The following is a 26,495-nucleotide window of genomic DNA, read 5'->3' as shown; positions in this document are numbered from 1 at the left end:
CGTACTACTTCTTGCGTGCCACCCGTTTGGCATGCCGGGTAGCGCCAATGGCACCAAGCGCTATTAGTGTACCAGCGCCCAGAAGCAGCGCTGCAGGCACACTCACGTAGCGAAGCGTTTCTGGCGTGGGAAGAAGCGGATTCACGCTCTGACTGGACTTCTCGATGGGAGACAGAGCCTTGACTTTCGATGTGTCCTTCGGAGGCTCAACATTTTCAGCCGCGGCACGTCTGTTGACCGAGATCCACTTCTCCAGGCTACCCATCGGGTTGGCATCAACAGTCTCAATGTCTTCGTTGAGCGCAGCGCCAATGCTCGCGAACCCGTACCCATAGTCGGCGTTCGGCACGTCGTCACCTTGGTTCTTCGACGGATTCGCGGTTTTGATCAGACGGTTGATGATGTTGTTCACGTCCATATCCGGGTACTTCGAACGCAGAAGAGCCACCATGCCGGCCACGATCGGCGACGCACCGCTCGTTCCTGCCCATTGCCAACGCTGACCATCTGCCGCTACCCCAGTGAGGTCCTCACTCGGCGCCGTGACGCCGATCGTGATTCCCTCGGTTGACGCACCGACACTGATCTCACCCGAACGGTCGACACCACCGACGACAAGAACGCCCGGAATGGTCGCGGGAGCGCCGACCATCTCGGTGCCGCTGCCGCGGTTTCCCGCAGCGGCAACGATGACCACTCCATTGTCGTGAGCGTACTTGAACGCTTCGTCCCACGACGGATCCCAGTCTTTCGTGTTCGTCGAGAACGACATGTTGATGACGTCTGCGCCGTTATCGACGGCCCAATGGATGCCTTTGGCCACCTGATCGACAAAGGGAACTGTCGCGCCACTCGACGGAAAACCGATCGAGATCGCCAAGAGCTCCGCTTCAGGAGCGACGCCGAGGAGCGCATCAGAACTGCCATCCCCTCGTCCTGCAGCGAGCGAGGCTACCCAGCTTCCGTGGTTCTTCTCCTCTTCGCTTCCCAATGGCGTCCGGCCATCAGACGAGCCGACCCCCGAGACATCCGTACCGCCCGTGACTCCTGAGAAGTCGGCCGGCCCCTTGCCTATTCCCGTGTCCATGATCGCGATGACGGCGCCTTTGCCTTTTGTGGTCTTCCAAGCCTGCTGAATGCCGTAGCCGCTGTCGAGCCAGTACTGGCTGCTGCGGTCGACGGTGACAGCCGCGGCGGGCGATGCGACGAGCAGCGTCATGGCTCCCGTTGTCACAATGACGGCGGCAGCGCGTCCCAGATTTCTGAGCCGAGAGCGCAGACGATCACGAGTTGATGGGCGCTGGGTCATTCTCAGCTCTCTTCCGTCACTTCTTCGAACGAACACGTGCACACCGTCGGCGACCACGATGCGCGTTTCAACGCCAAATCGCCGATCGGGTTCACGCCGGGGCCCGCCGCGAGGGAGTGAGCGACGAGAGCGTGAAGACACTTCACTCGCGTCGGCATTCCACCTGCGGACACCCCGTCGATCTCCGGCACGTTTCCCATGCTCTCACGATCGGCGAGGTAGGCGACATGGGCACTTCTATACGTTTCGCTCACGTCGTCGTCATCAGCGAGCAGCTGTGAGTACTCCGCCATCACGTGATTCGCCTCGAGTTCACTCACGGCAGCTGTCGCACCGGGGTGGCTCAGGTAGTAGAACGTGGGAAAAGGCGTGCCGTCTGCCAGCCGAGGGCTCGTCGACACCACGGTGGGACGCCCGCACACACAGCGCGCCGAAATTCCCACAACATCTCGTGCCTGGCGCCCCAGCTGTGCAGAGACGATGGCAATGTCGACGTCGGATACCGGCTCGAAGGGTGGGGTTGTCACGCGGCTATTTCTTCTCTGTGGATGTTTCTGTGGGCGTCGGAGTCGGTGTAGATGACGGCTTTTTCGATGTCTCGTCGCCCTCGACGGGAGTGAACGCCGCCGTCATGATCGACGTGAGCATCGACGATGCCCAGTCGACGTTTGTCGTGGTGAGCTCATCGCTGATGGGATCCGTGGTGTCCGAAAGGAACGTCTTGTCGAGATCGTTGATCACGATGAAGCTGATCTCACCTGGACTCACGTAGAAAAATCGCTCACGTGCCTGAGTCTGAACGTAGGTGGGGTCATCCCAGCGCTCGCGCTCACGACGCATATCTTCAACGTCGTCTTTCTGCTGTGCAACGTGCTGCCTCAGATCGGCGATCTGTTGCCTCTGCTCCACGAGAGCCTTGAGGTTGGGAGCAAGAACGACGACTCCGAGCACGAGCAGGGCCATCATCATGAGCGAGAACCCCGAGAAATGGATGCCGCCGACCCAGCGGCCCCGCTCGGACTGCTCGACGACGACGCTGTCGTCGTCGCGGCGACGGCGCGATGGCGTTCGACGCGGGTTCGCGGGCCGTCGTGCCATGGCATCCTCCTGGTGAAATGCGAAACGCTCCCGGCGCTGCGCCCTCGCGCGGCACCGGGAGCGTTCGCAGGTGCTACGCGCTGAAGCGCGGGAAAGCGGAACGGCCCGCGTACACGGCGGCCTCGCCCAACTCCTCCTCGATTCTCAGCAACTGATTGTACTTGGCGACACGCTCGGAACGCGCAGGCGCTCCGGTCTTGATCTGACCGGCGTTGGTGGCAACGGCCAGGTCGGAGATTGTTGTGTCTTCGGTCTCGCCCGAGCGGTGCGAGAGGATGGCGGTGTAGCCAGACGTCTGCGCAAGCGTCACGGCATCGAACGTCTCAGACAGCGTGCCGATCTGATTCACCTTGACCAGCAGTGAGTTCGCTGCGCCCTTCGAGATGCCGTCGGCGAGACGCGTCGGGTTGGTGACGAACAGGTCGTCCCCGACAATCTGCACCTTGCCGCCGAGGCTCGGGGTGAGATGGCCGTAGCCGTCCCAGTCGTTCTCATCGAGAGGGTCCTCGATCGTGACGAGCGGGTAGTTCGCAACGAGGTCCTCGTAGTACGCGGTCATTTCCTCGCTCGAGCGGTCCTTGCCTTCAAAGCGGTAGGCACCGTTCTCGAAGAACTCGCTCGATGCGACGTCAAGACCCAGAGCGATGTCGCTGCCCGGTGTGAAGCCGGCCTTCTGAATCGCTTCGACGATGAGGTCGAGTGCAGCGCTGTTGTTCGCGAGATCGGGCGCGAAGCCACCTTCGTCTCCCAGACCTGTCGCAAGGCCCTTCGACTTCAGAAGACCCTTGAGCGTGTGGTAGGTCTCGGCTCCCCACCGCAGTGCCTCAGAAAAACTCGGAGCGCCAATCGGCAGGATCATGAACTCCTGAATGTCAACGGCGGTGTCGGCGTGAGCGCCACCGTTGATAATGTTCATGAGCGGAACAGGCAGAACATGCGCGTTCGGCCCGCCGAGGTAGCGGAAGAGCGGAAGATCTGCAGACGAGGCGGCCGCGTGAGCGGCGGCGAGGCTCACGCCGAGGATGGCGTTGGCTCCGACGCGCTTCTTGTTGTCTGTTCCATCGACCTCGCGAAGTGTGTTGTCGATAAGACGCTGCTCTGAAGCGTCAAGGCCTTCGATCGCAGGTCCGAGCTCATCGAGAACCGCTGTCACGGCGGTGCGCACACCCTTGCCGAGGTAGCGGTCCTTGTCGCCGTCGCGCAGCTCGTACGCTTCGAACGCGCCGGTGGATGCGCCGGAGGGAACCGCGGCACGGCCCACTTCTCCGTCGTCGAGCATGACCTCGACCTCAACGGTGGGGTTGCCACGGGAATCCAGAATCTCTCGGGCGATAGTCGCCTCGATGAATGCCACGGGATGTCTCCTCTATGCCGGAATTGTCAGTGAGTGGAACGTCGTTGGCCCGCGGTCAAGTGTAGCGACACCGCGAGCAAAGCTCACTGTCGAGTCAACCGAGCGGCTTGATCTCGAGCTCGTTGGCATCCTCATGCTCTGCCCGAACGAACGCGAATGCGGTGAAGCCGGCCGCTGTAACGCGGTCGAGCAGCGCCGTGAGATTCTTCACTCGTTTCTCGAGACGCACGCGAGCCCCACGCCCGACGAGTTGCGTTTTGAGCGCAACGAGAGTCGATGGATCGACATCGCGATCGTGAACGAGCACGATTGCTTCGTCGTGCCGAGCGGCATCCATCTCGATCAGATCGACGATGCGGTCGAACCCCAGAGACGCACCCGATGCGGGCACGTCCTGCCCGAGGAAACGCCCGACAACGCCGTCGTATCGGCCACCGCCACCGAGTGAGTAGCCGAGCTCCGGGTGATGAATCTCAAAAATCGGCCCGCTGTAATACCCCATGCCGCGCACGAGAAACGGATCGAATTGCACGAGAGGCGCATTGTGCTCGACCGCTCCTGCTGCCTGCGAAGCGCGTTCAACGGCGCGACCGATGCTGGCCAACTCTGTGATCACCTCGTCGTCGACGCCGCCAGGCAGAAGGGATCGAATCTGGTCCGCGTCAAACTCCCCCTGCTTCTGGCCGTCAACACGAGCGAGGTACCGCTCGAGCGCATCGATGGCGGATGCCGTCGCCCCACGCTCGCGCAGCTCGGCGACGACCCCGGTGGCGCCGATCTTGTCGAGCTTGTCGATGGTGATCAGCACGCCGGGGTGCTCGGTGTCGTCGAATCCGAACGCCGTGAGCATGCTCGTGAGTATGCGCCGGTCGTTGAGCCGGAATGTGAAGCCCGAGAGCCCGAGTTCGCGAAGCGCTGCGGCCGTCGCAGAGATAAGTTCGATCTCGGCGAGGGGCCCCGGTTCCCCGAAGATGTCGATGTCGCACTGCACAAACTGCCGATAGCGCCCCTTCTGCGGGCGCTCGGCACGCCACACGGGTGCAATCTGGATCGCACGAAACACGGGAGGAAGCTCGCCGCGGTGAGTTGTGTAGAAGCGAGCGAGCGGAACCGTGAGGTCGAACCGCAGGCCGAGGTCGGCGATGGCCGATGTGTCACCCGTGTCGGCTGCGGCGCGCAGGTCGTCGGCGCTGAGGCGACGCTTGAGAACAGAAAAAGTGAGCTTCTCGTTGTCTCCGCCGAGACCGCCATGCAGGCGACTGTAGTCCTCGACAACCGGAGTCTCGATCTCGTCGAAGCCATAGCGCGTGTACACATCGCGAATGCGCCCAAGAGCGTATTCACGCTTCGCCTTGTCTGCGGGGAGGTAATCGCGCATGCCGCGCGGTGGTGTTACAGAAGAAGCCATGCCCACAATTCTGGCATGACGCGTGCACTAACCCCGTTCGCGCTCGTGCACCTCGTCGCTGAGACGTCGAACGGCACCTCGCAGCGCCCGTTCGGCGTCGAGCCCGCGGCCCCGTGCGTCGCGCACCATGGCAAGCAGCCGGTCGCCGAGCTCGCTTTCGCCTGCGACAGCATCCGTGTGCGTGTTTTCTGCCGACTCTGGCGCCAGAACACCGGCCTTCTGTGCTCGACCGATGACCTTGTCGGCGAGGGCCAGGGCGGGCAGCTGAGGCGGGATACCGTCAAGTGAGCTTGTGCGCGCGTGCTTCTCGTGGGTCTTCGCAGCGCTCCACACGCGAAACACATCATCCAGCGTCGGAGCGGATTCGTCGCCGAAGACATGAGGATGCCGACGTACGACCTTCTCGTGAGCCACCCGTGCCACATCGTCGAAGTCGAAGTGCTCTCCCGCCGTTCGCGCGGCGATCCCAGCGTGAAAAACGATCTGCCACAGCACGTCGCCCAATTCTTCGAGCATCGCATCAGGATCGCCGCTCTCTATCGCTTCGACGAGCTCATAGCTCTCTTCGATGAGGTACGTGACCAGCGACTCGTGCGTCATCGACTGGCTCCACACGCAGCGATCGAGTACCTCTGTCATGTCGGCCAGCAGTACACCTGTGTGGGGTGATGCCGAAACGTCACGGTCAGTCATCGTCACCGCCAACAAGACGTGACGTGCGGGCGATGAGTCGGCGCACGATGGCGCTCTTGCCGCTTGTAAAGGGCGGGTACACGACCCCCATGGTGTCCGGAGCGAGCTTCTTCGAGAGCACGGCCTTCGCATGGCTGAACGTCGTGAACGAGAGTTCACCGTGGTACGCGCCCATTCCGCTTGCGCCCACTCCCCCGAAGGGAAGATCAGGCACGCTGAGGTGCGCGGCGGGCAGCCCGAACGCGAGAGCGCCAGACGACGTATCGCGCACAAACCGGCGCCTGACATCGGCGTGATCCGAGAAGACGTAGAGCGAGAGCGGCTTGTCACGATCGGCGATGAAGCGAATTGCCTCGGCCGCGTCTGCGACGTGCACGATCGGCAGAATCGGCCCGAAGATCTCCTCGGTCATGATGGCTGAGGACGGGTCGACGTCGTCGATAACGGTTGGCTCGACGTAGCGCTCTGTGGCATCAACGCGCCCCCCTATCACCGGGTCGTGGCCGTCGAGCAAGTCGCGCAGTCGCCCGGCATGCCGCGTGCTGACGATGCGTCCGAAGTCTCCGCTCAACGACGGGTCGCCGCCGTAGAACTCGGCGATCGCGGCACGAAGATGCGGAATCAGCGCGTCAGCCGTGCGCGGGGTCGTCAGCACGTAATCGGGGGCGACGCAGGTCTGCCCGGCGTTGAGCAGCTTGCCCCAGATGAGACGGCGCGCTGCAGCCTCCAGATCAACAGAATTGTCGATGTACGCCGGTGACTTCCCGCCCAGCTCCAGCGTCACGGGAGTGAGATTCTCGGATGCCGCCTTCGCGACGATCTTCCCGACGGCCGTGCTGCCCGTGAAGAAGATGTGGTCAAAGCTTTGGGCAAGCAGATCACGTGCCGTGCTGGCGTCGCCCTCGACAACGGCAACGGCTCGGTCATCCAGATATGTCGGCACGAGCGCCGCAAGCACTTCGCTTGTCGCGGGTGCGAGTTCGCTTGGTTTGAGTACGACGGCGTTTCCGGCGGCGAGCGCACCGATCAGCGGCGCGAGGATCAGCTGCACCGGGTAATTCCACGGGCCAATGATCAGCACGGTACCCAGCGGCTCGTAAACGGTTCGAGCGGATGCTGGTGCGAGCACCAGCGGAACTCTGACGCGCCGAGGGCGCAGCCACCGCTTGAGGTGACGCAGCGTGTGGTCAAGCTCGGTGAGCACGATGCCGATCTCGGTCGCCTGGGACTCCGTCGGATGCTTCCCCAAGTCGCGGACGAGCGCCCGCTCAAGTAACTCCTGATTATCGAGAAGCAGAGACCGCAGGGCGACGAGCTGGTCACGGCGCCATTCGTACGGTTTCGTGAGGCCACGTGAGAACGCGCCGCGCACGCGCTCAACGGCGGTGGCGGCATCCTTCTGGTTCGTCGGCATTGACTCCTCCTTCGCTGTTCGAGGAACGTGCTACAACACTACGTCGTGACACTCCCCCTATACTGGGCCTCGGTGCGCCGGGAAGTCTGGTCGGCAGTTCATATTGCCGAGCCCGGAGACTCCACATGACGCGCAACAACACCACCCGAACATTCCTCGGTCGCAGCAGCTTCGCAGAAGTGAAGCGCATCGGCGAGATCCTCCGCATCGAGACGGTGGGAGGCGCGCTCCTCGTCGCGGCAGCGATCGTTGCGATTATCTGGGCGAACTCTCCATGGGCAGACAAGTACTTTGCGGTACGCGACATCACTCTCGGCATCCCCGCGCTGCACCTCGAACTGACAATCGGACAGTGGGCGTCAGATGGTCTGCTCGCCATCTTCTTCTTTCTCACGGGTCTCGAGCTCAAGAAGGAATTCGTTATCGGCGACCTGCGCACACCCGCGACGGCGCTTGTTCCGGTCGCCGCAGCGTTCGGCGGGGTCGCCGTTCCCGCGATCGTCTTCGCGATGATCAATCTCGCATCGCCGACCGGTCTGCAAGGCTGGGCCATTCCGACGGCTACCGATATCGCCTTCGCCGTCGCCGTGCTCGCGATCCTCGGCTCGCACCTTCCCAGCGCCCTCCGAATCTTTCTGCTCACGCTCGCTGTTGTCGACGATCTCATCGCTATCGTGATCATTGCGATCTTCTACGCTGATGGCTTTACACTGACGCCTCTCCTGCTCACGCTCATTCCTCTCGCGGCATATGCAACGCTCACCCACGTTTTCCCGCGCTTCTTCGGGCGCAACCCGTGGGCTCCGTGGGTGATTCTGCTACCTATCGGAGCGGTCGCGTGGGCACTGCTGCACGCGTCGGGGGTTCACGCGACGATTGCAGGCGTCGCCCTCGGCTTCGCCGTTCCTGTTCGTCGAATGGTGAAGCACGGTGGCCCACAGTCGGGGCCGGGACTCGCTGAGGTGTTGGAACACCGGTTGCGCCCGTTATCGAGTGGATTCGCCGTGCCGGTGTTTGCGTTCTTCGCCGCCGGAGTCGCGATCGGCGGGCCCGAGGGGTTCGTCTCGGCTCTGACGGACCCCGTCATGATCGGAATCCTTGCGGGACTCGTACTCGGCAAACCTATCGGCATCACTCTGACGACGTGGCTGCTCACCCGGTTCACGAAGGCTCGGCTCGACAGCTCACTCGCGTGGATCGACGTGATCGGTGTCGGGATGCTCGCGGGAATCGGTTTCACTGTGTCATTGCTCGTCGCCGAACTGAGCTTCGGGGCCGACAGCCCGCACGGAGACCACGCCAAGATCGCGATTTTCACGGCATCCGTTCTCGCGGCTCTGCTCGCGGCAGTCGTTCTTGGCGCACGAAATAGGCACTATCGCCGCATAGAATCAGCTCAACGCGGCGACGAGCTCGGTGTTCCGCTTGATGATCAGACGACGTAGGTAGGGCACAAGCACGATGCATTCGGCCGCACGCCCGAAAACCGGTGACGCGAGAGTGATCGTGTCGGTCATCCGCGTACCCATGGCGCGTCGTTCAAACCTATGCTCGTGCCGGAAGAGTTTGAACGGCCCTTTCGCCTGCTGATCCACAAACAGTTCTGGTCGTTCCAATGTGACGATCTCTGACGTCATCGCGAACCAGATACCGAAATGGCGGGCCCTCCATGTGACAGTCTCGCCAAGCCCGATCCGTCCCGAAGTGACCCCAGATATCGCCTGCTCTCCCGACTGAGACATCGAGCTGGCGTGAGCATCGATGTCCAGCGAGATCTCGAACAGCGCACCAATGTCGACCGGAGCATCAGTGACGAGCGTGAAGGTTGAGGTCATTTCTCTATCCTCCTGTGAAACGTTCAGACGTCGCCACTGAGGTGCTCTCCTCGTGTCGCAGCTTTCACCCGAGACCCCCGATCGAATTCCTCCCCGACACTGCCTTCCCAAGTGAGACGCCACAAAATGCCGCTTTTCATCGGCGAAAGAGGGGCATTTTGTAGCATCTCACTTTTTGCGCGGGACAATCCCAGTTGCGTTCACGCATCTCCGAGACCGTGAGAACCCTTGCGACACACGACGATATGCGCAGCAGCTGAGCGCCGCTACGACACCGGCGTCTGCTCCGTCTCCTTCGGCTTCACCGGCAGAATGGCGTCGAGCAGCTGCTGCACCCACGTAATCAGGTCGGTATCGGCCATCGCCTCACCATTCGGCTGCGGGATCGGCACGACAAGGGCGTTCGCCTGAGAAAGCATCCTCGCCTTCGGGTACATGCGCTTGAGTCGCACCTGAATCGAGTCGGGGAGATCCACCGGGGCGAGCCGAAGGTTAGTACCCATCGTGATGACCTCGGAGAGGTTGGAGCGTTGCGCCCTCTGCCGCAGACGCGTGACGGCGACGAGGCTCTGAACGCGTTCCGGCAGAGGACCGTAACGGTCGACGAGCTCGTCGATCACGAGGTCGATCTGGTCGTCCGCTGCGGCAGGCGCTGCCGCTGCAGAGAGCTTTTGATACGCCTCGAGACGCAAGCGTTCGCTGTCGATGTACTCCTCGGGAATATTCGCGTCGACGGGAATTTCGAGTCGCAACTCGGTTTGCCCCTCGGCGACGTCTCCGCGGAACGTCGAAACAGCTTCGCCGATCATGCGCAGGTACAGGTCGAACCCGACCCCCGCGATGTGCCCTGCCTGCTCGCCGCCGAGCAGATTCCCGGCCCCGCGGATCTCCAAGTCTTTGAGGGCGACCTGCATTCCGCTGCCCAACTCGTTGTTCGCTGCGATCGTCTCAAGGCGATCCTGGGCAGTCTCCGACAGCGGCTTCTCTCCGTCGTAGAGAAAGTAGGCATAGGCACGTTCACGACCACGTCCGACACGACCGCGAAGCTGGTGCAGCTGGCTCAGACCATATTTGTCTGCCTTGTCGATGATGATGGTGTTCGCGTTCTGAATGTCGAGGCCGGTCTCGATGATCGTCGTGCAGACGAGCACGTCGAACTTACGCTCCCAGAAGTCCACGACTACCTGCTCGAGAATCGACTCCGACAGCTTTCCGTGTGCGATGGCGATGCGCGCCTCTGGCACGAGTTCTGCCAGCTCCGTCGCGACGCGGTTGATGCTCGCCACACGATTGTGCACGAAGAACACCTGGCCCTCGCGCAGCAGCTCTCGACGAATCGCAGCGCTCATCTGCTTATCGTTGCGCGGCCCGACGAAACTCAAAATCGGGTGCCGCTCCTCGGGAGGAGTCGCGAGCGTCGACATCTCGCGGATGCCTGTCACGGCCATCTCCAGCGTTCGAGGAATCGGGGTTGCGCTCATCGCGAGCACGTCGACGTTCGTCTTCAGCTTCTTGAGAGAGTCTTTGTGCTCGACACCAAATCGCTGCTCCTCGTCGACGATCACCAGCCCAAGATTCTTGAACGACACCTTCTCGGTGAGCAGCCGGTGGGTGCCGATCACGACATCGACACTTCCCTGCGCCAGGCCCTCGAACGTCTCGCGTGCATCTTTGTCTGACTGGAACCGGCTGAGTGACCGCAGATGCACGGGGAACCCGGCGAAACGCTCCTGGAAGGTCTCCCCGTGCTGCTTGACAAGCAAGGTTGTCGGCACGAGGATCGCCACCTGCTTGCCCTCCTGCACTGCCTTGAACGCGGCGCGCACAGCCACCTCAGTCTTACCGAACCCCACGTCGCCCGACAGCAGGCGATCCATGGGAATCGGGCGCTCCATGTCGCGCTTCACTTCGTCAATCGTCGTGAGCTGGTCTGGCGTCTCGGCAAAGGGGAACGCGTCTTCAAGTTCACGCTGCCACGGAGTGTCCGGCCCGAAGGCATGCCCCTTCGCTGCCATTCGTGCGGCGTAGAGCTTCACGAGCTCCACAGCGATGTCGCGCACGGCCTTTCGGGCCTTGCTCTTTGCCTGAGACCAGTCGCTTCCGCCCATTTTCGACAGCGCCGGCGACTCCCCGCCGACGTATCGCGTGAGCAAGTCGAGCTGATCGGTAGGAACGAGCAATTTGTCACCGGGGAATCCGCGCTTTGACGGTGCATACTCCAGCACAAGATACTCGCGCATCGTCTTCACCGCGTTGCGGCCGCCGGTAGAGACCTCGCGCCGCGTCATTTCGACAAAGCGGCCGATGCCGTGCGTCTGGTGCACGACGTGATCGCCGGCCTTCAGCTGCAGCGGATCGACCACGTTCTTACGACGGGTGGCGAGCTTCTTGACGGCACGCGAGTCGTAGCCGACGGATCGACCGTAGAATTCGGCCTCTCCCACAAGAGCGAATGAGATGCCCGGGAGCTCGAAACCATGCTCGATGACGGCCTGAACCAAGTACACGACGCCAGTTTCGACAGCATCCGGAAGTTCTTCGACGATGCGAGCGGGAATGCCGCGTTCTGTGAGCACGTCGAGTGCTCGCTCGACGAGACCCTGCCCCTGCGCCGCCACGGCAATGGACCACCCTGCCAGGCGCCGTTCGTCGACGTGCCCGATGGCACCGTCGACGTTGCCTTGGAAACTCGGCACAGGATCAGCAGCGACACGCACCTCCGTGAGGTCGTCGAGTTCGAGTTCTTCAGGAAGCAGATCGTCTGGTCGCTGCTGAAACGGGCTGAATGTCCACCACGGGCTCTCTGCCTTCTGCTCGCCCGGGCGCGTGAGCGTCACGTCGTCGCGCAGCGTGTTCAACGAGATGAACTCGCCCGCGCCCAGATCGATGGGCGCCTCGGCTCCCGCTGTCGCGGCGCTCCACGCGGCTTCAAGAAATTCGCGGTTGGTTTCAGAAAGACTGATCGATCGCGCGACGACCCGTTCGGGCGAAAGCACAGCCACGCCCGTTCCCTCAGGCAGGTAGTGAGCAATCGAAACAAGCCGATCGAGAAGCGCGGGAGCGAGGGATTCCATGCCTTCAACCGGGATTCCGACAGCCACTTTCTCGAGCATCGTCGAGAGGCTCGGAAACTCGGGGAGCATCTCTGCTGCCCGCTGTCTCACGTTAGGAGTCAGCAGCAGTTCCCTGCTGGGAAGAAGTGAGACCTCGCTGTATTCCTCGGTGCTCGACCGTTGATCCGACACCGAGAACGGCTTGATCTGGTCAACCTCGTCGCCAAAGAACTCGACACGCACGGGGTGGTCGGCTGTCGTAGGAAAGACATCGAGGATGCCACCGCGCACGGCGAACTCACCACGACGCGACACGAGATCGACGCGCGAGTACGCTAGCTCAACGAGCCGGGTGACGATGTCGCCCAGCTCGTGCCCTCGGCTTCCCGCGTGGAGCCGTATCGGCTCAATGTCGGTGAGGTCGTGAGCGACAGGTTGCAACGCAGCGCGCACAGACGCAACGATCACAAGGGGCTTCTCCCCCGTCCATTCCGCCATACGCCAGAGCGCATCAATGCGACGCCCCACAATCTCCGAGCTGGGGCTCAGTCGCTCGTGTGGCAGTGTCTCCCATGCGGGAAACGCCACAATCTCTGCGTCGGGGGCGAAGCTGGGCAGCGCCTGCTGCACGCTCTCTGATTCACGCCCGGTCGCTGTCACAACGAGCACGGCAGGCGGTTTGCCTGCGGCCCGCCGACGCTCGATCAGTCCTCCGAGCAGCGCAAGACGCATGCCCTCGGCAACCGAGAAGTCGGCGCTCTGATCGGCGTAGGTGAGCGCTGTGGAATAGCTGGGATCGTGGGCGAGAATGCGGCTGAGGCCCTGGAGTTTCACCAGAGCATTCTACGCGGCACGTGCGACAACGCGGGTCATGTCCGCGGAGCGTGAACTTTCTGCTGCGCGGCGACAAGGCCGTCGTCGACGATCAGCATGACGGCGTCTGCGGCATCCGCAATCACCGATGGCAGCGCCGAACGCTCATCTGCGCCAAATGGGCGCAGTACGTAATCAGCGGCGTCTTGCCGCCCGGGCGGTCGACCGATGCCGACACGAACGCGAGTGAAGTCGGCGGATGCCGCTTTGCCGATGTCTCGCAAGCCGTTGTGCCCTCCATGCCCTCCGCCCGTCTTGAGCTTCAAGGTGTCGAAGGGAATGTCGAGTTCGTCGTGCACGACGATCAGCCTGTCGACATCGAGCGAATAGTAGGCGAGAAGCGCCGCGACAGGGCCCCCCGAGGTATTCATGTAAGACATGCTCTTGGCAACGACGATCTTGGGTCCGCCTGGAACCATCCGCCCCTCTGCGACCAGAGCGTGGGCCTTGTGGCGTGAGAATTTCGTGCCCAGACGGCGTGCGAGTTCATCGGCAACCATCTGGCCCACATTGTGCCGCGTGTTCGCATACCCGGAGCCGGGGTTGCCCAGGCCGACGACGAGCCAGGTGTCGGCTGCCATCTCGTCACTCCCCTCACCTACAGTTCGGGCCCGCCGCCGCGCTTCATACGAAGGCGAGCAGCGGGCCCGGCGCTGTTCGAGTTACTCTTCGGGCTCGCTCTCAGCGGCCTCGGCTGCTGCCTCTTCGGCAGCCTCTTCCTCTTCTTCAGACGGAGCGCTCGGTACGGTGATGTGCGCGAGGAACAGGTCTGCTTCTTCGGCGAGCTCTGCGCCCTCGGGCAGCTCAATGTCACCGGCAAGCACCTGCGTGCCTTCGACAGCGCCTTCGATGGAGAACACGAGGCTCTGAGGAATGTTTGTCGCAGCGACGTTGAGGCGAACGGTGTTGACCTCCACCATCAAGATGGTGCCGCTGAACGACTCGCCCTCGAAGTGCACGGGCACCTCGACGTCGACGCGCTCACCCTTCTTGATGACGATGAGATCGACATGCTCGATAATCTGCGTCACCGGGTCGCGCTGAACGTCTTTGACGAGCGAGAGGTGCTTCTTGCCCTCAACGTCGAGCTCGATGAGCGCGTTGCTGCGGCGCAGCAGAAGCATCGTCTCGTGCCCGGGAAGTGTGAGGTGCAAAGGTGCGGCGCCGTGGCCATAGACCACCGCGGGAATCTTGCCTGCGGCGCGAAGCTTGCGCGCCGCGCCCTTGCCAAACGACTCGCGCGTTTCCGCGCCGAGCTTGAGCTGATCAGCCATGGTGATATCTCCTTGCCGGACTGGCCGGCTGGTCGGTTGGGCACGGGGCCCGAGAAACGTTTGTGTTGTCGACTCGAACGCATGTCAGCGTGAGGACAAGCCTGTGCCCATCCACCGCGTCGATCACGGACACCGTAATGTCCCTCGCCGAAGTTCAATCCTTGAGTCTACAGCATGACAAATGCGTCACTGCCCAGCTCAGGTGGCGGCGCTCGTCGAACCTCGCAGAGAGAGCGCGACGACGCGCGCAACAACGCCCGAGGTCAAAAGAAAGACAGCGAGAACCGCGCTGAATCCGCACAGGCACCACGCCACGGCAGTCGTCGTCGCCCACACGGGAATGATCGGCACGGTCTCGGGGGTCGCCGAAGACAAGAACGCCCCGAACGCCACCCACATCGTCACCCAGAAGAGTCCGAATGCATAGAGCGCGGCGGCAGACAGCCTGCTGGCGGCAGCAACGGCCGCGCACAAGAAGCCTCCGGCGATGATCATGATCACCGAGCCGACTGATACGTCGGTCGATGCGAACACGTGGTATTCGATGCTGAGCTGGTATCCGCCTGCCCACACGAGGGCTGCGCCAGGAACGCTGAGGATGATCGACGCCCCCATAGCGATGATGCGCCCGAGCGGTGAGACGTGAGAACCAGAGCGTCGACGCTCACGGTGCCCGAGCGCTGTGGCAAGAGAGACACACCCCAGCACGAGCACGAATCCGGATGCTGTCGCCACGCCCGCCAGTTCGGCACCGTCGGGAAACACCACCTCGTAGACGCCGCGCGACCAGTTGACCGGGTGCACATCGCGGCTGCCGATGGAGAACGGGATGACGATTGCAGGGATGGAGACGAGGATCTCTATGGCCGACACGATGATCATGCCGCTTGTTGAGACGATCATCGTTGCAGCGGAGATTGCGATCAACACGAGTCCGGCGCAAATACTCACCCAGTCCGCCGAACCGAACCTCTCATTTCCCGCGCCGCCCGTCAGCACGGACGCACCGCCAGAGAACACAAGGCCGAGCCCAAGAAACCGTGCGACTACCGCGACGACCGCGCTCGCAACGCGACGCTGCCACGGCGGCGCTGTCGTTGCCGAGCGTTCGCTCGTCGCAGCATCCGGAATCTGGCTCATGCCCCCGAGTGTAGAGGGGGGAAGCAGATCAGAGTCGATCGGCGCTCATAATCAGCGATTGCGGTCGCCCAGCACGCTCTCGATCCGAGCCTGCGCGCTCTCGACGATTCCTGCCACCGGCTGGTCGATGTCGACGTGCACGGCAGGCTCGTCTGAGTGGGGCGGCTCGAGCGTGTCGATCTGAGAATCCAGAAGTGTCGTCGGCATGAAATGGTCGCTTCGCCCCGACATCCGCCGCGCGAGCACATCGCGGTCACCCGTGAGGTGCACGAAGATCGCGTCGGGAGCCACGGCAAGAATCGCGTCACGATACGAACGACGCAACGCCGAGCACGCGACAACGGACCCCGCTCCCGACTGTCCCGAGTCGTGAAGCACGCGGCCCACCTCAGCGAGCCAGGGCCAGCGATCTTCGTCTGTCAGCGGAACGCCTGCAGCCATCTTGTCGATATTCGACTGTGAGTGCAGCGAATCTCCATCAGTAAACGGCACGTCGAGCGCGGTGGCCAGCGCCAAGCCGACGGTGCTCTTGCCTGAGCCGGAGACGCCCATCACTACGATCTGCGGCGCGTGCGTCTGTGTCGGAGAGGAATTCATCACTCCAGAGCTTAACTGCTCACCAGTCATGAACTGTTCCGTCGGCGAGACGGTTATAGGGAAGGTACGCCGTTTCGTAGGGGTACTGACCTGCTTCATCCGTGTCGAGCTCAACGCCAAGTCCGGGCTTGTTCCCCGGGTGAAGATAACCATCGTCGAAGGTCATTGACTGGTCGAAGACGGCGTTCGTCTTGTCGCCGTGCTGCATGTATTCCTGAATGCCGTAGTTGTGAATCGCGAGACCGACATGCAGTTGCGCGGCAAACCCGACAGGCGAGATATCCGTGGGGCCGTGAAAGCCCGACTTCACCTGGTACATGGCCGCGTAGTCCATTACCTTCTTGAGCGGGCTGATACCGCCGAAGTGTGTGGACGCTGCACGCACATAGTCGATGAGTTGCTCGGAAATGAGACTCTGGAAGTCCCACACCGTGTTGAAGATCTCACCGATCGCGAGCGGCGTCGTCGTGTGCTGGCGCACGAGACGCAGTGCCTCCTGGTTTTCGGCTGGCGTGCAGTCTTCAAGCCAGAACAGGTCGTACGGCTCGAGATCTTTGCCGAGCTTCGCCGCCTGCAGCGGGGTCATGCGGTGGTGGCCGTCGTGCAGCAGAGGCAACTCGGGCCCGAATTCGTTGCGGACGGCCTCGAACACCGTCGGAACGTGGCGCAGGTATGAGCGGGTGTCCCAGTCCTCTTGCGACGGCAGCGCTCCACGCTGTGCCGGCTCGTGATCGTAGCGAACTCCCTCATTGCCGGGAAGGCCCTTGTTTGACGCAATGCCGTAGATGGACTCAAGGCCGGGAACGCCCGTCTGAACGCGAATCGACCGGTAACCAAGAGACTGGTGCTCGCGGATCGAGTCGAACAGTTCGGGAAGCTCCTTGCCCGAGGCATGGCCGTACGCCATCATGCCGTTTCGGCTCGCGCCACCGAGAAGCTGGTAGACGGGCATGCCCGCGGCCTTGCCCTTGATGTCCCAGAGCGCCATGTCGACGGCGGCGATCGATGCCATTGTCACGGGTCCACGGCGCCAGTATCCGCTGCGGTAGAGAAACTGCCACGTGTCCTCGATGTTGGAGGCGTCGCGCCCGATCAGCAGAGGAACAATGTGCTCTTTGAGGTACGCGACAACGGCAAGCTCACGACCGTTGAGCGTTGCGTCTCCGAGGCCCGTCAAGCCGTCGTCTGTCGTCAGCTTCAGCGTGACGAAGTTGCGGTCAGGGCTGGTGACAATAACTTCGGCCTTGTCGATCTTCACGTCAGTTGCTCCTTGTGATTGTTCAGAATGAAAGGTACACCTCAGTCGACTGGTGGTGTCGAGCTCATGGGTCGCTGAGACTGAAAAGCTGCCGTCGACAGCGCTGGGTCAATGGATGCCGTCTCGCCACGCTCGCGGCGTGCATCGATCTCAGCAACGATCTCACGGTGACGGCTGTCAGTCAGCGGGTAGAAGATCATGATTGCTATGGCCACAATCGAGCAGACGAGCGGGATGAGGCCTGCCCCAGCACGGATACCCAGCTCAGCGTGCGCGGTCTGCTCTGCAGCCCCGGCTGCATAGCCACCCCACGAGAGCGCGAATGCCGCGAGCGCTCCCCCAACGGCCTGACCCGTCTTTCGTGTGAATGAGAAGAGCGCGTAGATGATGCCCTCAGACCGTACGCCTGTCTTCCACTCGCCGTACTCAACGGTGTCTGCTTCAAGCGTCCAGACGAGCATGTTCACCAGCACGATACCCAGCTGCGCGAGCAGAAGGCCGCTGAAGCCGAGCCACACGAGGCTTGACGGCGTGAAGAACATGATTGCGCCACCTGCCGCCATGATGAGCCCGCCAACGATATACCCGGCGCGTTTACCCCATGTGCGAACGAGCTTAGGCATGACGGCAGCGAGACCGAATGTCATCACGATCTGAGCGACGGAGACCACGGCATACAGCGGAAGAGCATTGAGCACGTCGCGCAGGTAATACAGTTGCACGGTCGCGAGCGCCAGCATTCCGGTGAGAAACACGAACGAGCTCAGGCACAGCATCAGAAGCGGACGGTTGTGCTTCAGCGTCGCGAAACTCTGCTTCATCGAGACATTATGCACGTCACGAACCACGCGCTCTTTCGCCGTTAACGCGGTGAACAAGTACAGCGCCGTGCCAACGACGACGAAACCGAGTGTTAGGAATGTGAACATGGTCTGCAGGTCGGCGCCGGGGACGATCAACGGTGCGACGAACACACCAAGACCAGCACCCACGATCATTGCGCCGACGGACCGAGCGCTGGCAAGCTTGGCGCGCTCACCGGCATCCTGTGTCATGGCGCCGGCAAGGGAGCCGTACGGAATGTTGACGAGACTATAGGCGAGGCCGAGCGCCGCATAGGTGAGATACGCGTAGAGAAGCATGCCGCTCTCGCCAATCTGCGGCACTGAGAACGTGAGGCAGGAGAGCACGAGAAGCGGTACAGAACCGAACATGATGAACGGGCGAAACTTGCCCAGTCGCTTGTTGAAGACACGGTCGACAATGCGCCCGGCAAAGATGTCAGAGAAGGCATCGAAAACGCGAACGACAAGCAGGAGCGTTCCGGCCGCTGCTGCGGAGATTCCCGCAACATCCGTGTAATAGACCAGAAGGAACATCGTCGCCGTTGTGAAGGCGAGGTTGTTTGCTGCGTCACCCGCTCCGTATCCGACGATGCTCAGCTTTGTGAGCTTTCCTTTCGCGGGTTGCGTTGCCGACGGGGCGCTCAACTGCAGAGCCCTTCGCCAGCGTTGCCTGTTGCGTACGCAAATCGTTGTGGCTGAACCATGAGACCTTCCTTCGCGTCATCGCGGGGTTGCACCCTTGCGACATCTCAATTGCCGATGCGTCAAGTGAAACACGATGATTCGCGATTGGCAAACGGTTGCCGTCATTTTTTCCCTTATACAGAATGAATCGAGCCTCCATCACGCAACTACCCGACAACCGGTTGCCATCTTGAAGAGTTCCTGACACACTAAAAGAACCCCGCACACGCACGACCATTCGTGGTCGGCATCCAACGAAGGAGACCCAGGTGGCGAAAATCGGCGTACAGGCAATGATGCTGAAGGATAGCTTTGCCGAGATCGGCCCTTACGAGACGCTGCGGAAGATCACCGACATCGGGTATCACGCCGTTGAGATTTCTCAGATCCCCATGACGACAGAGAACATCGACGAGCTCGCGCGCGCTCGCGATGAGCTGGGCATGGACATTGCATCCCTGTCTACGGGTCTTCGCGGTAAGCCCGGATTGCCCCTCGACACGCTCACGGAAAACTACGGCAAACTCGTCGCAGACTGCCATCGGTTAAACACGTCGATGGTGCGCATTGGAATGCTGCCCTTTGATGCGATGGGTTCGCTCGAGAAGGTTCTCGAATTCTGCGACGACACGAATGCATACGCAAAGCGCCTCGCCGACGATGGCATTCGCCTGTATTACCACAACCACCACATTGAGTTTGCCAAGTACGACGGGAAGCTGCTGCTCGATGTCATTGCCGACAGAGCGCCAGACGTCGGTCTCGAGCTGGATGCTCATTGGATTCAGCGCGGAGGCAAGGATCCAGCGACGACGATCAAGCGTTACAGCGATCGCGTGGCGATGATCCATCTCAAGGACTACCGCATCGGTCAGGTGCCGGACGAAGCCTTCAGGGCACTCGACTCAGGCGACTTTCCCACCTTCATGCAGGCGTTCATGGGCGTTGTGCAGTTTGCGGAAGTGGGCGAAGGTAACCTCGACTTCCCTGGGATTATCCAGGCAGCACTCGACAGTGACGCAGAGTATTTGCTTGTCGAGCAAGATCAGCTTTACGGCCGGAATGTCTTCGACTGCCTGCAGACCTCGTATGACAACCTCGTGACGCTCGGATACAGCGAACTATTCTGAGTGTCAGGTCGGTCTGGGCGCCCTGAACAGCGCTTCGAGTGCTTTGACTCGTGCGTCGTGTGTTCCCTCGGGGCCGCCGCGTACTCAGGTGCGCGGCCCGGTATCTCGGCCAGGGTCCGGCCCCGACTCATCGCCGCTGTCGGGTCTGCTGCGGCGTCCCAAATACCGTCGATTCACGTACCAGTCTGGTGGAATCAGTCTCGGGTGGCCTGTGTTGTCGCGGGTGAGAGCCCATTCGCCGCGTTCCACAAGCCTGTGATGCCACCAGCACAACATGACACCGTTCCTGGCGTCGGTCTTCCCGTCGTTCGCCCACCCCTGCACATGGTGTGCTTCACACAGCCAGGCGGGAATGTCGCAGTCAGCAGCAACGCACGTGCCGCCGTCGCGGGCGATGAGCGCGAGGCGTTGCTTCGGGCTGAACTCACGTCTGGCATACCCGAGGTTGAGCACGTCACCGTGCTCATCGATACGCACGTGTCGGGTGTCGCCGTCGCATCGCATCTGTTTCACAAACGACATGGGTAGCGGTGCCGGGGTTCCCGGCGACCAGGCAGCACCCGCACCGTTGTCGAGGTCATCGTTCTTCACGGTGACGAGCACGGTGGGTCCTCGCCCGTGGAGTTTCGGTGCGGACTGTTGTTTCCCGGTGCCGCCGATGATCGCTGTGAACACGTCGGCACGTTCCTGCTGCCTCGACCGTGCTTCCGGTTCCTGGCCGTGGGCGGCGAGTTCTTCGGTCTCCATGAACTTCGGGCTGGTGCGTTTGGACATGAATGCGTCAAACACGGGTGTCACCTGTGCCGCCTGTTCCGGGGACAGGGTGCCGGTGATTCTCATACTCCCGTCGTCCTGGTGACGAAACACCAGAGCACGTGCCTGATGGAGTTCTTCCGCTGTGGGTTCCACACCATCCGGATCAAGTGCGACACAAAACATGCGTGCCTGCTGACGCAGGGCATCCGCCGTGACGGGGATCTCACCAAAAGCACCCGTCGCGTTACCCAACAGTGTGCTCTCGGCCCAGTCTGCTTGTTCCGGTGCCACCCGCGACAGTACCGGCGCCAACGCCGATGTGATCACCTCGGCAACATCCAAACCGATCGTGCCCTCGTTCAACGCGTCCGCTGTTTGGGTGAAGATCGGGTCCAATGGCAACCCGGTGTCGGAGACTCGCGGTGTGGTTTGTTCTGCGACTTTCGTGTATCGGTGCGCGGTGGAGTTCTTCACCCCCGTGACCTTCTCAAACAATGCTGTCGCAGACGAGGACCCGTGACGGGCCGCAAGACCATCAAACCCCGCATCGGTATCGGAGCGCCGGGCAATGTCCCCGACGTTGAAGATCTGGCGGCCCTCGACAAGGCGGGCGATGTTCCCCAACAGCCCGGTATAGGTCAGGAGGGCGTCGGCAGACAGTGCGGCCGGATCAATCTTGGCAAGCTCAGCAGCATCCGCCAGAATGTTCTCCGCGGCACGCACAGCTGTAGCATCCGGACCCTCCACAGGCTCGAAATCGGAGACTGTCGCTGCGTTTAACATGGCAACAGTCTTCCAGCAGCCACCGACATTCCTACCGACACAAACCCCCGATCACACCACCATTGTGGACAACTCGCAAAACTTTCTGCCTGTGGACGACAAAGCGAAATTGCGTCAGTTTGCAGGCGGTGCGTGCGCTCGATGACGACCGCACGACGTGCAATGTGTTGCGTTGCTTCACGCGAGTAAACAGGGTGTCGGCGATCAGGCCCGCGAGGACTCGCGCACGGCACCACTGGAGCCACGAATGATGAGTTCGGTTTCGAGTCCTTGTGTCGCGAACGACGCGGCGTCGCTGTCCGGGCCATCTTCAATCAGCTGAAGGGTTTGCCGCACCGCAAGCCGCCCAGCCTCTAGGAGTGGCGAACGCACCGTGGTGAGCGGTGGAGAGGTGAAATCAGATCCGAAGATGTCATCGAACCCCAGAATGCTGAAGGTCCCCGGCACGGAAATACCCTGCTCCGCCGCTGTACGCATCAGACCGATCGCCATCAGGTCGTTATACGCGACAACGGCGGTCGCTCCCGATGCAATGACGCGCGAGAGCAGCGAACGCCCGCCGTCGATCGTCGGCTCTTGGGGCGCTGTCGACGTGATCGTCATTCCTCGCGCTTCTGCACCAGCTTTCAAGGTGCTCCAGCGATGACGGCTCATCCATGACCCGCTCGGCCCTGAGAGGAACACGAGATCGGTGTGGCCGAGGAGTTCGAGGTGAGCAAGCGCCTGGTCGATTCCCGGCTCGATATTCGGCGTCACGCTGGATACGCCATCAATCTGCCTGTTGATCACGACGAGCGGCTTTTCTTCGGCGAGCGCTTTGATCGCCTCGTCAGTCAGGCGGGACGTTCCGAGGACGAGCCCATCGACAGCGGGCTGAATGCGCTGCGCCGACGCAGCTTCGCGCTCGCCTGACTCTTGCGACTCCGAAATGACCAGCGTGTAGCCTCGCTCTGCTGCGGCCTTCTCCGCTCCACGGACAATGCCGAAGATCACCGGGTTCGTAATGTCGGCGATGAGCAGACCGAGGGTGTTCGTTCGACCCGTCGGAAGCGCTCGAGCCATCGGGTTGAGCCGGTAGTTCAGTTCCTTCGCCGCCGCATGGATCTTCGCCTCGGTCTTGACATTGATGCGACCAGGCTGGCTCAGTGCACGCGACACTGTGGAGGGGTTCACTCCCGCAAGCTTCGCGACATCATAGATCGTCGGAGCAGAGCGGGACTTCTTGCGTGCAGACGCGGGGTTATTCGCCACCGGTCAACTCCATTCCCCGTTCGGCCGAGACTGCTGTGGCAGCTCGACTCTACGGTAATACACCCGTACGACGAGCGGTTCACCCCGCGACGGTTGTATCAGCATCCTGTGCCTTCTGTGCGGCGAGTCGCTGGCGGTCTTCACGACGTTTCTGCTGGCGATCGGGGTCAGGAACCGGCGAGGCGAGCAGCAGCTTCTGCGTGTACGAATGACTCGGGCTCTCTGTGATCTGCGCAGCGTCCCCTTGCTCAACAATTCGTCCGCCGTACATCACCGCCACGCGATGGCTGATATGACGTACAACGTCGAGGTCGTGCGAGACGAACAGGTAGGACACCCCGGTGTCGCGCTGAATCTGCAGAAACAGGTCGAGCACGGTCGCTTGCGTTGTGAGATCGAGCGCGGAAACCGGCTCATCGCACACAATAAGCTTGGGCGACAGAGCAAGCGCGCGCGCGATTGCCACACGCTGACGTTGACCACCGGAGAACTCACGTGGCTGCCTGTGCAGCGCATCGCCAGGCAGGTTGACCTGATCAAGCAGCTCTTTCACCCGCGCCTGAGACTCTTTGGGTCCGATACCCTGGATTCCCAGCGGCTCAGCGAGAATGTCGCCGATTTCCATCGCCGGGTTGAGCGAGGTATAGGGGTCTTGAAAGACGACCTGCAGGTCGCGACTGAGCTTCTGACGCTGGGCGCGCGAAGCGTGACTGATGTCTGCCCCATTGAAGGTGATCGTTCCGGCCGACACCGGTGCGAGTCCGAGCACCGCACGCCCGAGGGTCGTCTTGCCCGAGCCGGACTCCCCCACGAGGCCGAGAGTTTCGCCCTCGCCGATGCCGATCGATATGTCAGTGAGCGCACGAAAGGGCCGCGCTCTGAAGCCTTTTCCCGGGTAGTCGACGTTGAGCGAGTCCACGTCAAGGAGCGGCTTCTTTGTGCGTGCAGCATCCATCATGATTGCGATCCTCCTTCGGCGGTGACGAGCATGGTCATGGGCTTTTTACCCTCGAGCATCGACGACAGCAACGTCTTCGTGTACGGGTCCCGCGGGTTGCGAAGCACGTCGCGGACGGCACCGCCTTCGACGAGTCTGCCCTTCTGCATGACTACGACACGGTCGCAGAGGTCGGCCACGACCCCGAAATTATGCGTGACGAGGATCACGCCGACGCCGAGACGCTTCTGAAGATCACGTATGAGGTCGAGAACCTCGGCCTGCACAGTCACATCGAGAGCGGTCGTCGGTTCGTCTGCGATGATCAGGTCGGGCTCGCAGCTGATGGCACCGGCGATGAGCACACGCTGTGCCATTCCTCCGGACACTTCATGTGGGTAAGCGGCGAAGGTGCGATCCGGGTTGACGATGCCGACGTCGGTCAGAAGCTGAAGCGCACGCTTCTTCGCCTCGCGCTTGCTGATGCCGAGAATGCGCACCATGGGAGCGACTAACTGTGAACCGACGGTGTATGCCGGATCGAGGTTCGACATGGGTTCCTGAGGAATATACGAGATGCGTTTGCCGCGCAGCTTCGTGAGCCGCGATTGGCTTACGGTCTGCTCGCCCGGGGCAACCGTGTAGTTTCCATCGAATTGGATGCTGCCCGCGACAATGCGAGCCTCAGCGGGAAGCAGCCCGAGAATCGAGAACGCAGTCTGCGATTTCCCAGAGCCCGACTCACCGACGATGCCGAGAACTTCGCCGCGATCGACGGTGAACGAGACGTCACTCACCACCTCTTTAACTGCTCCGCCAGACTGCGGGTACCCCACGGCGAGACTAGACACCTCCACAAGGTGATCGCTGCCGCTCTCGGCGGGTATGGTCACACGATTTGTCGGGACGAGCGTGTTCTTGCGTGTTTTGGGCGTCTTCACCTTCTCGCGATCCTCAAGAGCATCGCGCACTGCATTACCCAGCAGCACGAGGGCGCCGATGGCCAGACCTATGGCGACTGCGGGCCAGACGAGTAGCTCGGGAGTGAGATAGACGTTCGTGAAGCCCTCGCTCAGCATGACACCCCACGTCGCAACTGCCGGGTCACCGAGCCCGAGAAACTCAAGCCCCGACTGAATGGCGATTGCCACACCGCAGACGACAGCAGTCTGGATGATGATGGGCGCGCGAACCACGGAAAAGATGTGTCGCGTGATGATTCGACCGTCACTCAGGCCCGAAACGCGCGCTGCGTCGACGTACAGTTCATTCCTCACTGACTGAACAGCAGTGCGTGTGAGTCGAAAATAGCCGGGGCTGATGAGCACGCCGAAGGCGATCATCGAGATCCACACCGACGGCCCGAAGGCTGCCCGAATGGTCAGCAGCAGAATGATTCCGGGGATCGCCATGAGAACATTGACGACCCAGTTCGAGACGGAGTCGAAAACACCCCCGTAATAACCGGCAATCAGACCGGATGGAAGACCGAGGCCGATTGCGACAACCGCACAGAGCACGGCCGACAACAGAGTTGTCTGAGCCCCGAGCACGAGCCTGCTGAACGTATCTCGCCCGGCACTGTCCGTCCCGAGGATGTTCGTTGCATCCGGACCTGACAGCGTCTTGGTGATATTCGCAAAGTTCGCATCGAAGGGCGCGATCCATTGCGCGAAGATCGCGACAAGGATCATGATGCCCAGCACGGCGACAGCGATGGCGCCCATCGGGTTGCTGATGAGTCGTTTGAAGACGTGTGTGCGCGCAACTGTCGCCTGCGACGCTTTCACCTCGATCGGTTCGCTCATGAAACACGCACCTTAGGGTTGAGCCACCCATTCGCCAGGTCGACGAGCAGGTTGACGATGATGACGATGATGACTGTGTAGATGACGACGCCCATGACAAGCGGGGTATCGCCAAGGACGGTGGATTGCACGGCAAGCGCGCCCATTCCGGGAAGAGCGAAGATCTGCTCGATGATGACGACTCCGCCGAGCATGCCGATGAAGTGAAGGCTCAGCACGGTGAGCCCAGCTGGCGCAGCGCTGCGCAGCACGTGCTTGAAGAGCACGATGGTTTCGGGAATCCCCCGGCTGCGCAGGGTGCGGACGTAGTCCTTCTCGAGTTGTGCGATGACGGCACTGCGAATCTGCTGCGCCGTGCTCGTCAGTCCGTTGACGACGAGTGCGATCGCGGGGAGGGCGAGCGACAGCACCCACGCGCTTCCGGTGGAGCCTGGCTGGATGCTGCTCGTGGCGGGAAACCAACCGAGGTTGATGGCGAAGATCGTGACGAAGATGATCCCGAGCACGAAACTGGGAATCGCCTCGCCAAGCACGGCGCCCACCTGCACGACACGATCGATCCATCCTCGCTTCACTGCCGCGGCGATGCCGATGACCGTTGCGAAGGTCGCGATGCAGATGATGGCAACGATGAGCAACGTCAAGGTGACGGGGAGCCGGGTCAGAAGGGACTCGGCGACGCCCTGGCTGGTGAACCACGAGATGCCGAGATTACCTGAGACGGCGCGGGTCGCCCACTCGCCGAATTGCACGATGATGGGGCGGTCAAGTCCAAGCTCGTGTTCCTTAGCCACGATTTGGTCGGGAGTCGCATATTCACCGAGGATGTTTCGCGCGATGTTCGAACCCGAGTAATACAGGAGGAAGAATGTTGCGCAGGAGATCGCGATGAGCACGGTGATGCCCGAAACGATGCGCTTGATGATGAACGTCAGCATGAGGGAGATCCCTTACTTGTGCCCGAAGGATGCGGTGGGGACGCCTGGGCATCCCCA

Annotated in this window: 22 protein-coding genes; 2 read left to right on the top strand and 20 right to left on the bottom strand. The window is 61.7% G+C overall.

Features of this window, described 5'->3' with window-relative positions:
- Positions 1 to 4: 4 nt before the first annotated feature.
- From HCR76_RS05535 to HCR76_RS05505, 7 genes are all read right to left on the bottom strand, one after another.
- The gene (locus HCR76_RS05535; protein ID WP_166988975.1) at positions 5 to 1,309 is read right to left on the bottom strand and encodes a S8 family peptidase; all 1,305 of its coding nucleotides are present in this window, start codon (positions 1,307 to 1,309) and stop codon (positions 5 to 7) included.
- 2 nt (positions 1,310 to 1,311) lie between these two features.
- The gene (locus tag HCR76_RS05530) at positions 1,312 to 1,836 is read right to left on the bottom strand and encodes a DUF501 domain-containing protein (protein WP_166988973.1); all 525 of its coding nucleotides are present in this window, start codon (positions 1,834 to 1,836) and stop codon (positions 1,312 to 1,314) included.
- Positions 1,837 to 1,840: 4 nt separating this feature from the next.
- Complete coding sequence (locus tag HCR76_RS05525; protein WP_166988971.1) at positions 1,841 to 2,407, bottom strand: FtsB family cell division protein; 567 nt, start codon at positions 2,405 to 2,407, stop codon at positions 1,841 to 1,843.
- Between the two features lie 73 nt (positions 2,408 to 2,480).
- The gene (gene eno / locus HCR76_RS05520) at positions 2,481 to 3,761 is read right to left on the bottom strand and encodes a phosphopyruvate hydratase (protein WP_166988969.1); all 1,281 of its coding nucleotides are present in this window, start codon (positions 3,759 to 3,761) and stop codon (positions 2,481 to 2,483) included.
- A 94-nt stretch (positions 3,762 to 3,855) separates the two neighbouring features.
- On the bottom strand, positions 3,856 to 5,169 hold the full coding sequence (hisS, locus tag HCR76_RS05515) for a histidine--tRNA ligase (protein ID WP_166988967.1): 1,314 nt from the start codon (positions 5,167 to 5,169) through the stop codon (positions 3,856 to 3,858).
- 27 nt (positions 5,170 to 5,196) lie between these two features.
- Entirely contained in the window at positions 5,197 to 5,862 is a 666-nt protein-coding gene (locus tag HCR76_RS05510) for a nucleoside triphosphate pyrophosphohydrolase (RefSeq protein WP_166988965.1), read from the bottom strand.
- The gene (locus HCR76_RS05505; protein ID WP_166988963.1) at positions 5,855 to 7,276 is read right to left on the bottom strand and encodes an aldehyde dehydrogenase family protein; all 1,422 of its coding nucleotides are present in this window, start codon (positions 7,274 to 7,276) and stop codon (positions 5,855 to 5,857) included. Before HCR76_RS05505 ends, HCR76_RS05510 begins: the two co-directional genes overlap by 8 nt.
- A gap of 125 nt (positions 7,277 to 7,401) precedes the next feature.
- On the opposite strand from HCR76_RS05505, the gene nhaA reads away from it, so the two are divergent.
- Entirely contained in the window at positions 7,402 to 8,721 is a 1,320-nt protein-coding gene (gene nhaA / locus HCR76_RS05500) for a Na+/H+ antiporter NhaA (RefSeq protein ID WP_166988961.1), read from the top strand.
- On the opposite strand, the gene HCR76_RS05495 is transcribed toward nhaA, so the two are convergent.
- From HCR76_RS05495 to uidB, 8 genes are all read right to left on the bottom strand, one after another.
- Positions 8,668 to 9,111, bottom strand: coding sequence for an SRPBCC family protein (locus tag HCR76_RS05495; RefSeq protein ID WP_166988959.1), 444 nt, complete (start codon positions 9,109 to 9,111; stop codon positions 8,668 to 8,670). The genes nhaA and HCR76_RS05495 overlap by 54 nt on opposite strands.
- 266 nt (positions 9,112 to 9,377) lie before the next feature.
- Positions 9,378 to 12,998 carry a transcription-repair coupling factor gene (gene mfd / locus HCR76_RS05490; RefSeq protein WP_166988957.1) on the bottom strand — a complete coding sequence of 1,207 codons (3,621 nt, stop codon included), beginning with the start codon at positions 12,996 to 12,998 and terminating at the stop codon, positions 9,378 to 9,380.
- Positions 12,999 to 13,033: 35 nt separating this feature from the next.
- Entirely contained in the window at positions 13,034 to 13,618 is a 585-nt protein-coding gene (gene pth, locus HCR76_RS05485; protein ID WP_166988955.1) for an aminoacyl-tRNA hydrolase, read from the bottom strand.
- 81 nt (positions 13,619 to 13,699) lie between these two features.
- Entirely contained in the window at positions 13,700 to 14,311 is a 612-nt protein-coding gene (locus HCR76_RS05480) for a 50S ribosomal protein L25/general stress protein Ctc (protein WP_166988953.1), read from the bottom strand.
- 198 nt (positions 14,312 to 14,509) lie between these two features.
- The gene (locus tag HCR76_RS05475; protein WP_166988951.1) at positions 14,510 to 15,451 is read right to left on the bottom strand and encodes a hypothetical protein; all 942 of its coding nucleotides are present in this window, start codon (positions 15,449 to 15,451) and stop codon (positions 14,510 to 14,512) included.
- A gap of 51 nt (positions 15,452 to 15,502) precedes the next feature.
- Positions 15,503 to 16,048 carry a gluconokinase gene (locus HCR76_RS05470; protein ID WP_166988949.1) on the bottom strand — a complete coding sequence of 182 codons (546 nt, stop codon included), beginning with the start codon at positions 16,046 to 16,048 and terminating at the stop codon, positions 15,503 to 15,505.
- A 19-nt stretch (positions 16,049 to 16,067) separates the two neighbouring features.
- Entirely contained in the window at positions 16,068 to 17,306 is a 1,239-nt protein-coding gene (gene manD / locus HCR76_RS05465) for a D-mannonate dehydratase ManD (RefSeq protein WP_166988947.1), read from the bottom strand.
- Positions 17,307 to 17,347: 41 nt separating this feature from the next.
- Positions 17,348 to 18,796 carry a glucuronide transporter gene (gene uidB / locus HCR76_RS05460; protein WP_166988945.1) on the bottom strand — a complete coding sequence of 483 codons (1,449 nt, stop codon included), beginning with the start codon at positions 18,794 to 18,796 and terminating at the stop codon, positions 17,348 to 17,350.
- A 308-nt stretch (positions 18,797 to 19,104) separates the two neighbouring features.
- On the opposite strand from uidB, the gene HCR76_RS05455 reads away from it, so the two are divergent.
- Positions 19,105 to 19,965 carry a sugar phosphate isomerase/epimerase family protein gene (locus HCR76_RS05455; protein ID WP_244971492.1) on the top strand — a complete coding sequence of 287 codons (861 nt, stop codon included), beginning with the start codon at positions 19,105 to 19,107 and terminating at the stop codon, positions 19,963 to 19,965.
- 84 nt (positions 19,966 to 20,049) lie between these two features.
- Here HCR76_RS05455 and HCR76_RS05450 read toward each other — a convergent pair whose 3' ends face one another.
- The 5 genes from HCR76_RS05450 to HCR76_RS05430 form a co-directional block, all read right to left on the bottom strand.
- The gene (locus HCR76_RS05450; protein WP_166988943.1) at positions 20,050 to 21,504 is read right to left on the bottom strand and encodes an HNH endonuclease; all 1,455 of its coding nucleotides are present in this window, start codon (positions 21,502 to 21,504) and stop codon (positions 20,050 to 20,052) included.
- A 204-nt stretch (positions 21,505 to 21,708) separates the two neighbouring features.
- Positions 21,709 to 22,755: a LacI family DNA-binding transcriptional regulator gene (locus tag HCR76_RS05445; protein ID WP_166988942.1), complete on the bottom strand. Its 1,047-nt coding sequence runs from the start codon at positions 22,753 to 22,755 to the stop codon at positions 21,709 to 21,711.
- Positions 22,756 to 22,834: 79 nt separating this feature from the next.
- Positions 22,835 to 23,713: an ATP-binding cassette domain-containing protein gene (locus HCR76_RS05440; RefSeq protein WP_434063577.1), complete on the bottom strand. Its 879-nt coding sequence runs from the start codon at positions 23,711 to 23,713 to the stop codon at positions 22,835 to 22,837.
- Positions 23,710 to 25,500 (bottom strand): dipeptide/oligopeptide/nickel ABC transporter permease/ATP-binding protein, encoded by a 1,791-nt coding sequence (locus HCR76_RS05435; RefSeq protein WP_166988941.1) that lies wholly within the window; start codon positions 25,498 to 25,500, stop codon positions 23,710 to 23,712. Before HCR76_RS05435 ends, HCR76_RS05440 begins: the two co-directional genes overlap by 4 nt.
- The gene (locus HCR76_RS05430) at positions 25,497 to 26,438 is read right to left on the bottom strand and encodes an ABC transporter permease (RefSeq protein WP_166988940.1); all 942 of its coding nucleotides are present in this window, start codon (positions 26,436 to 26,438) and stop codon (positions 25,497 to 25,499) included. Before HCR76_RS05430 ends, HCR76_RS05435 begins: the two co-directional genes overlap by 4 nt.
- Positions 26,439 to 26,495 lie beyond the last annotated feature (57 nt).

This window comes from Paramicrobacterium chengjingii (assembly GCF_011751765.2).
GTDB classification, from domain to species: Bacteria; Actinomycetota; Actinomycetes; order Actinomycetales; family Microbacteriaceae; genus Paramicrobacterium; species Paramicrobacterium chengjingii.
This window is presented reverse-complemented; position numbering and strand designations above follow the sequence as displayed.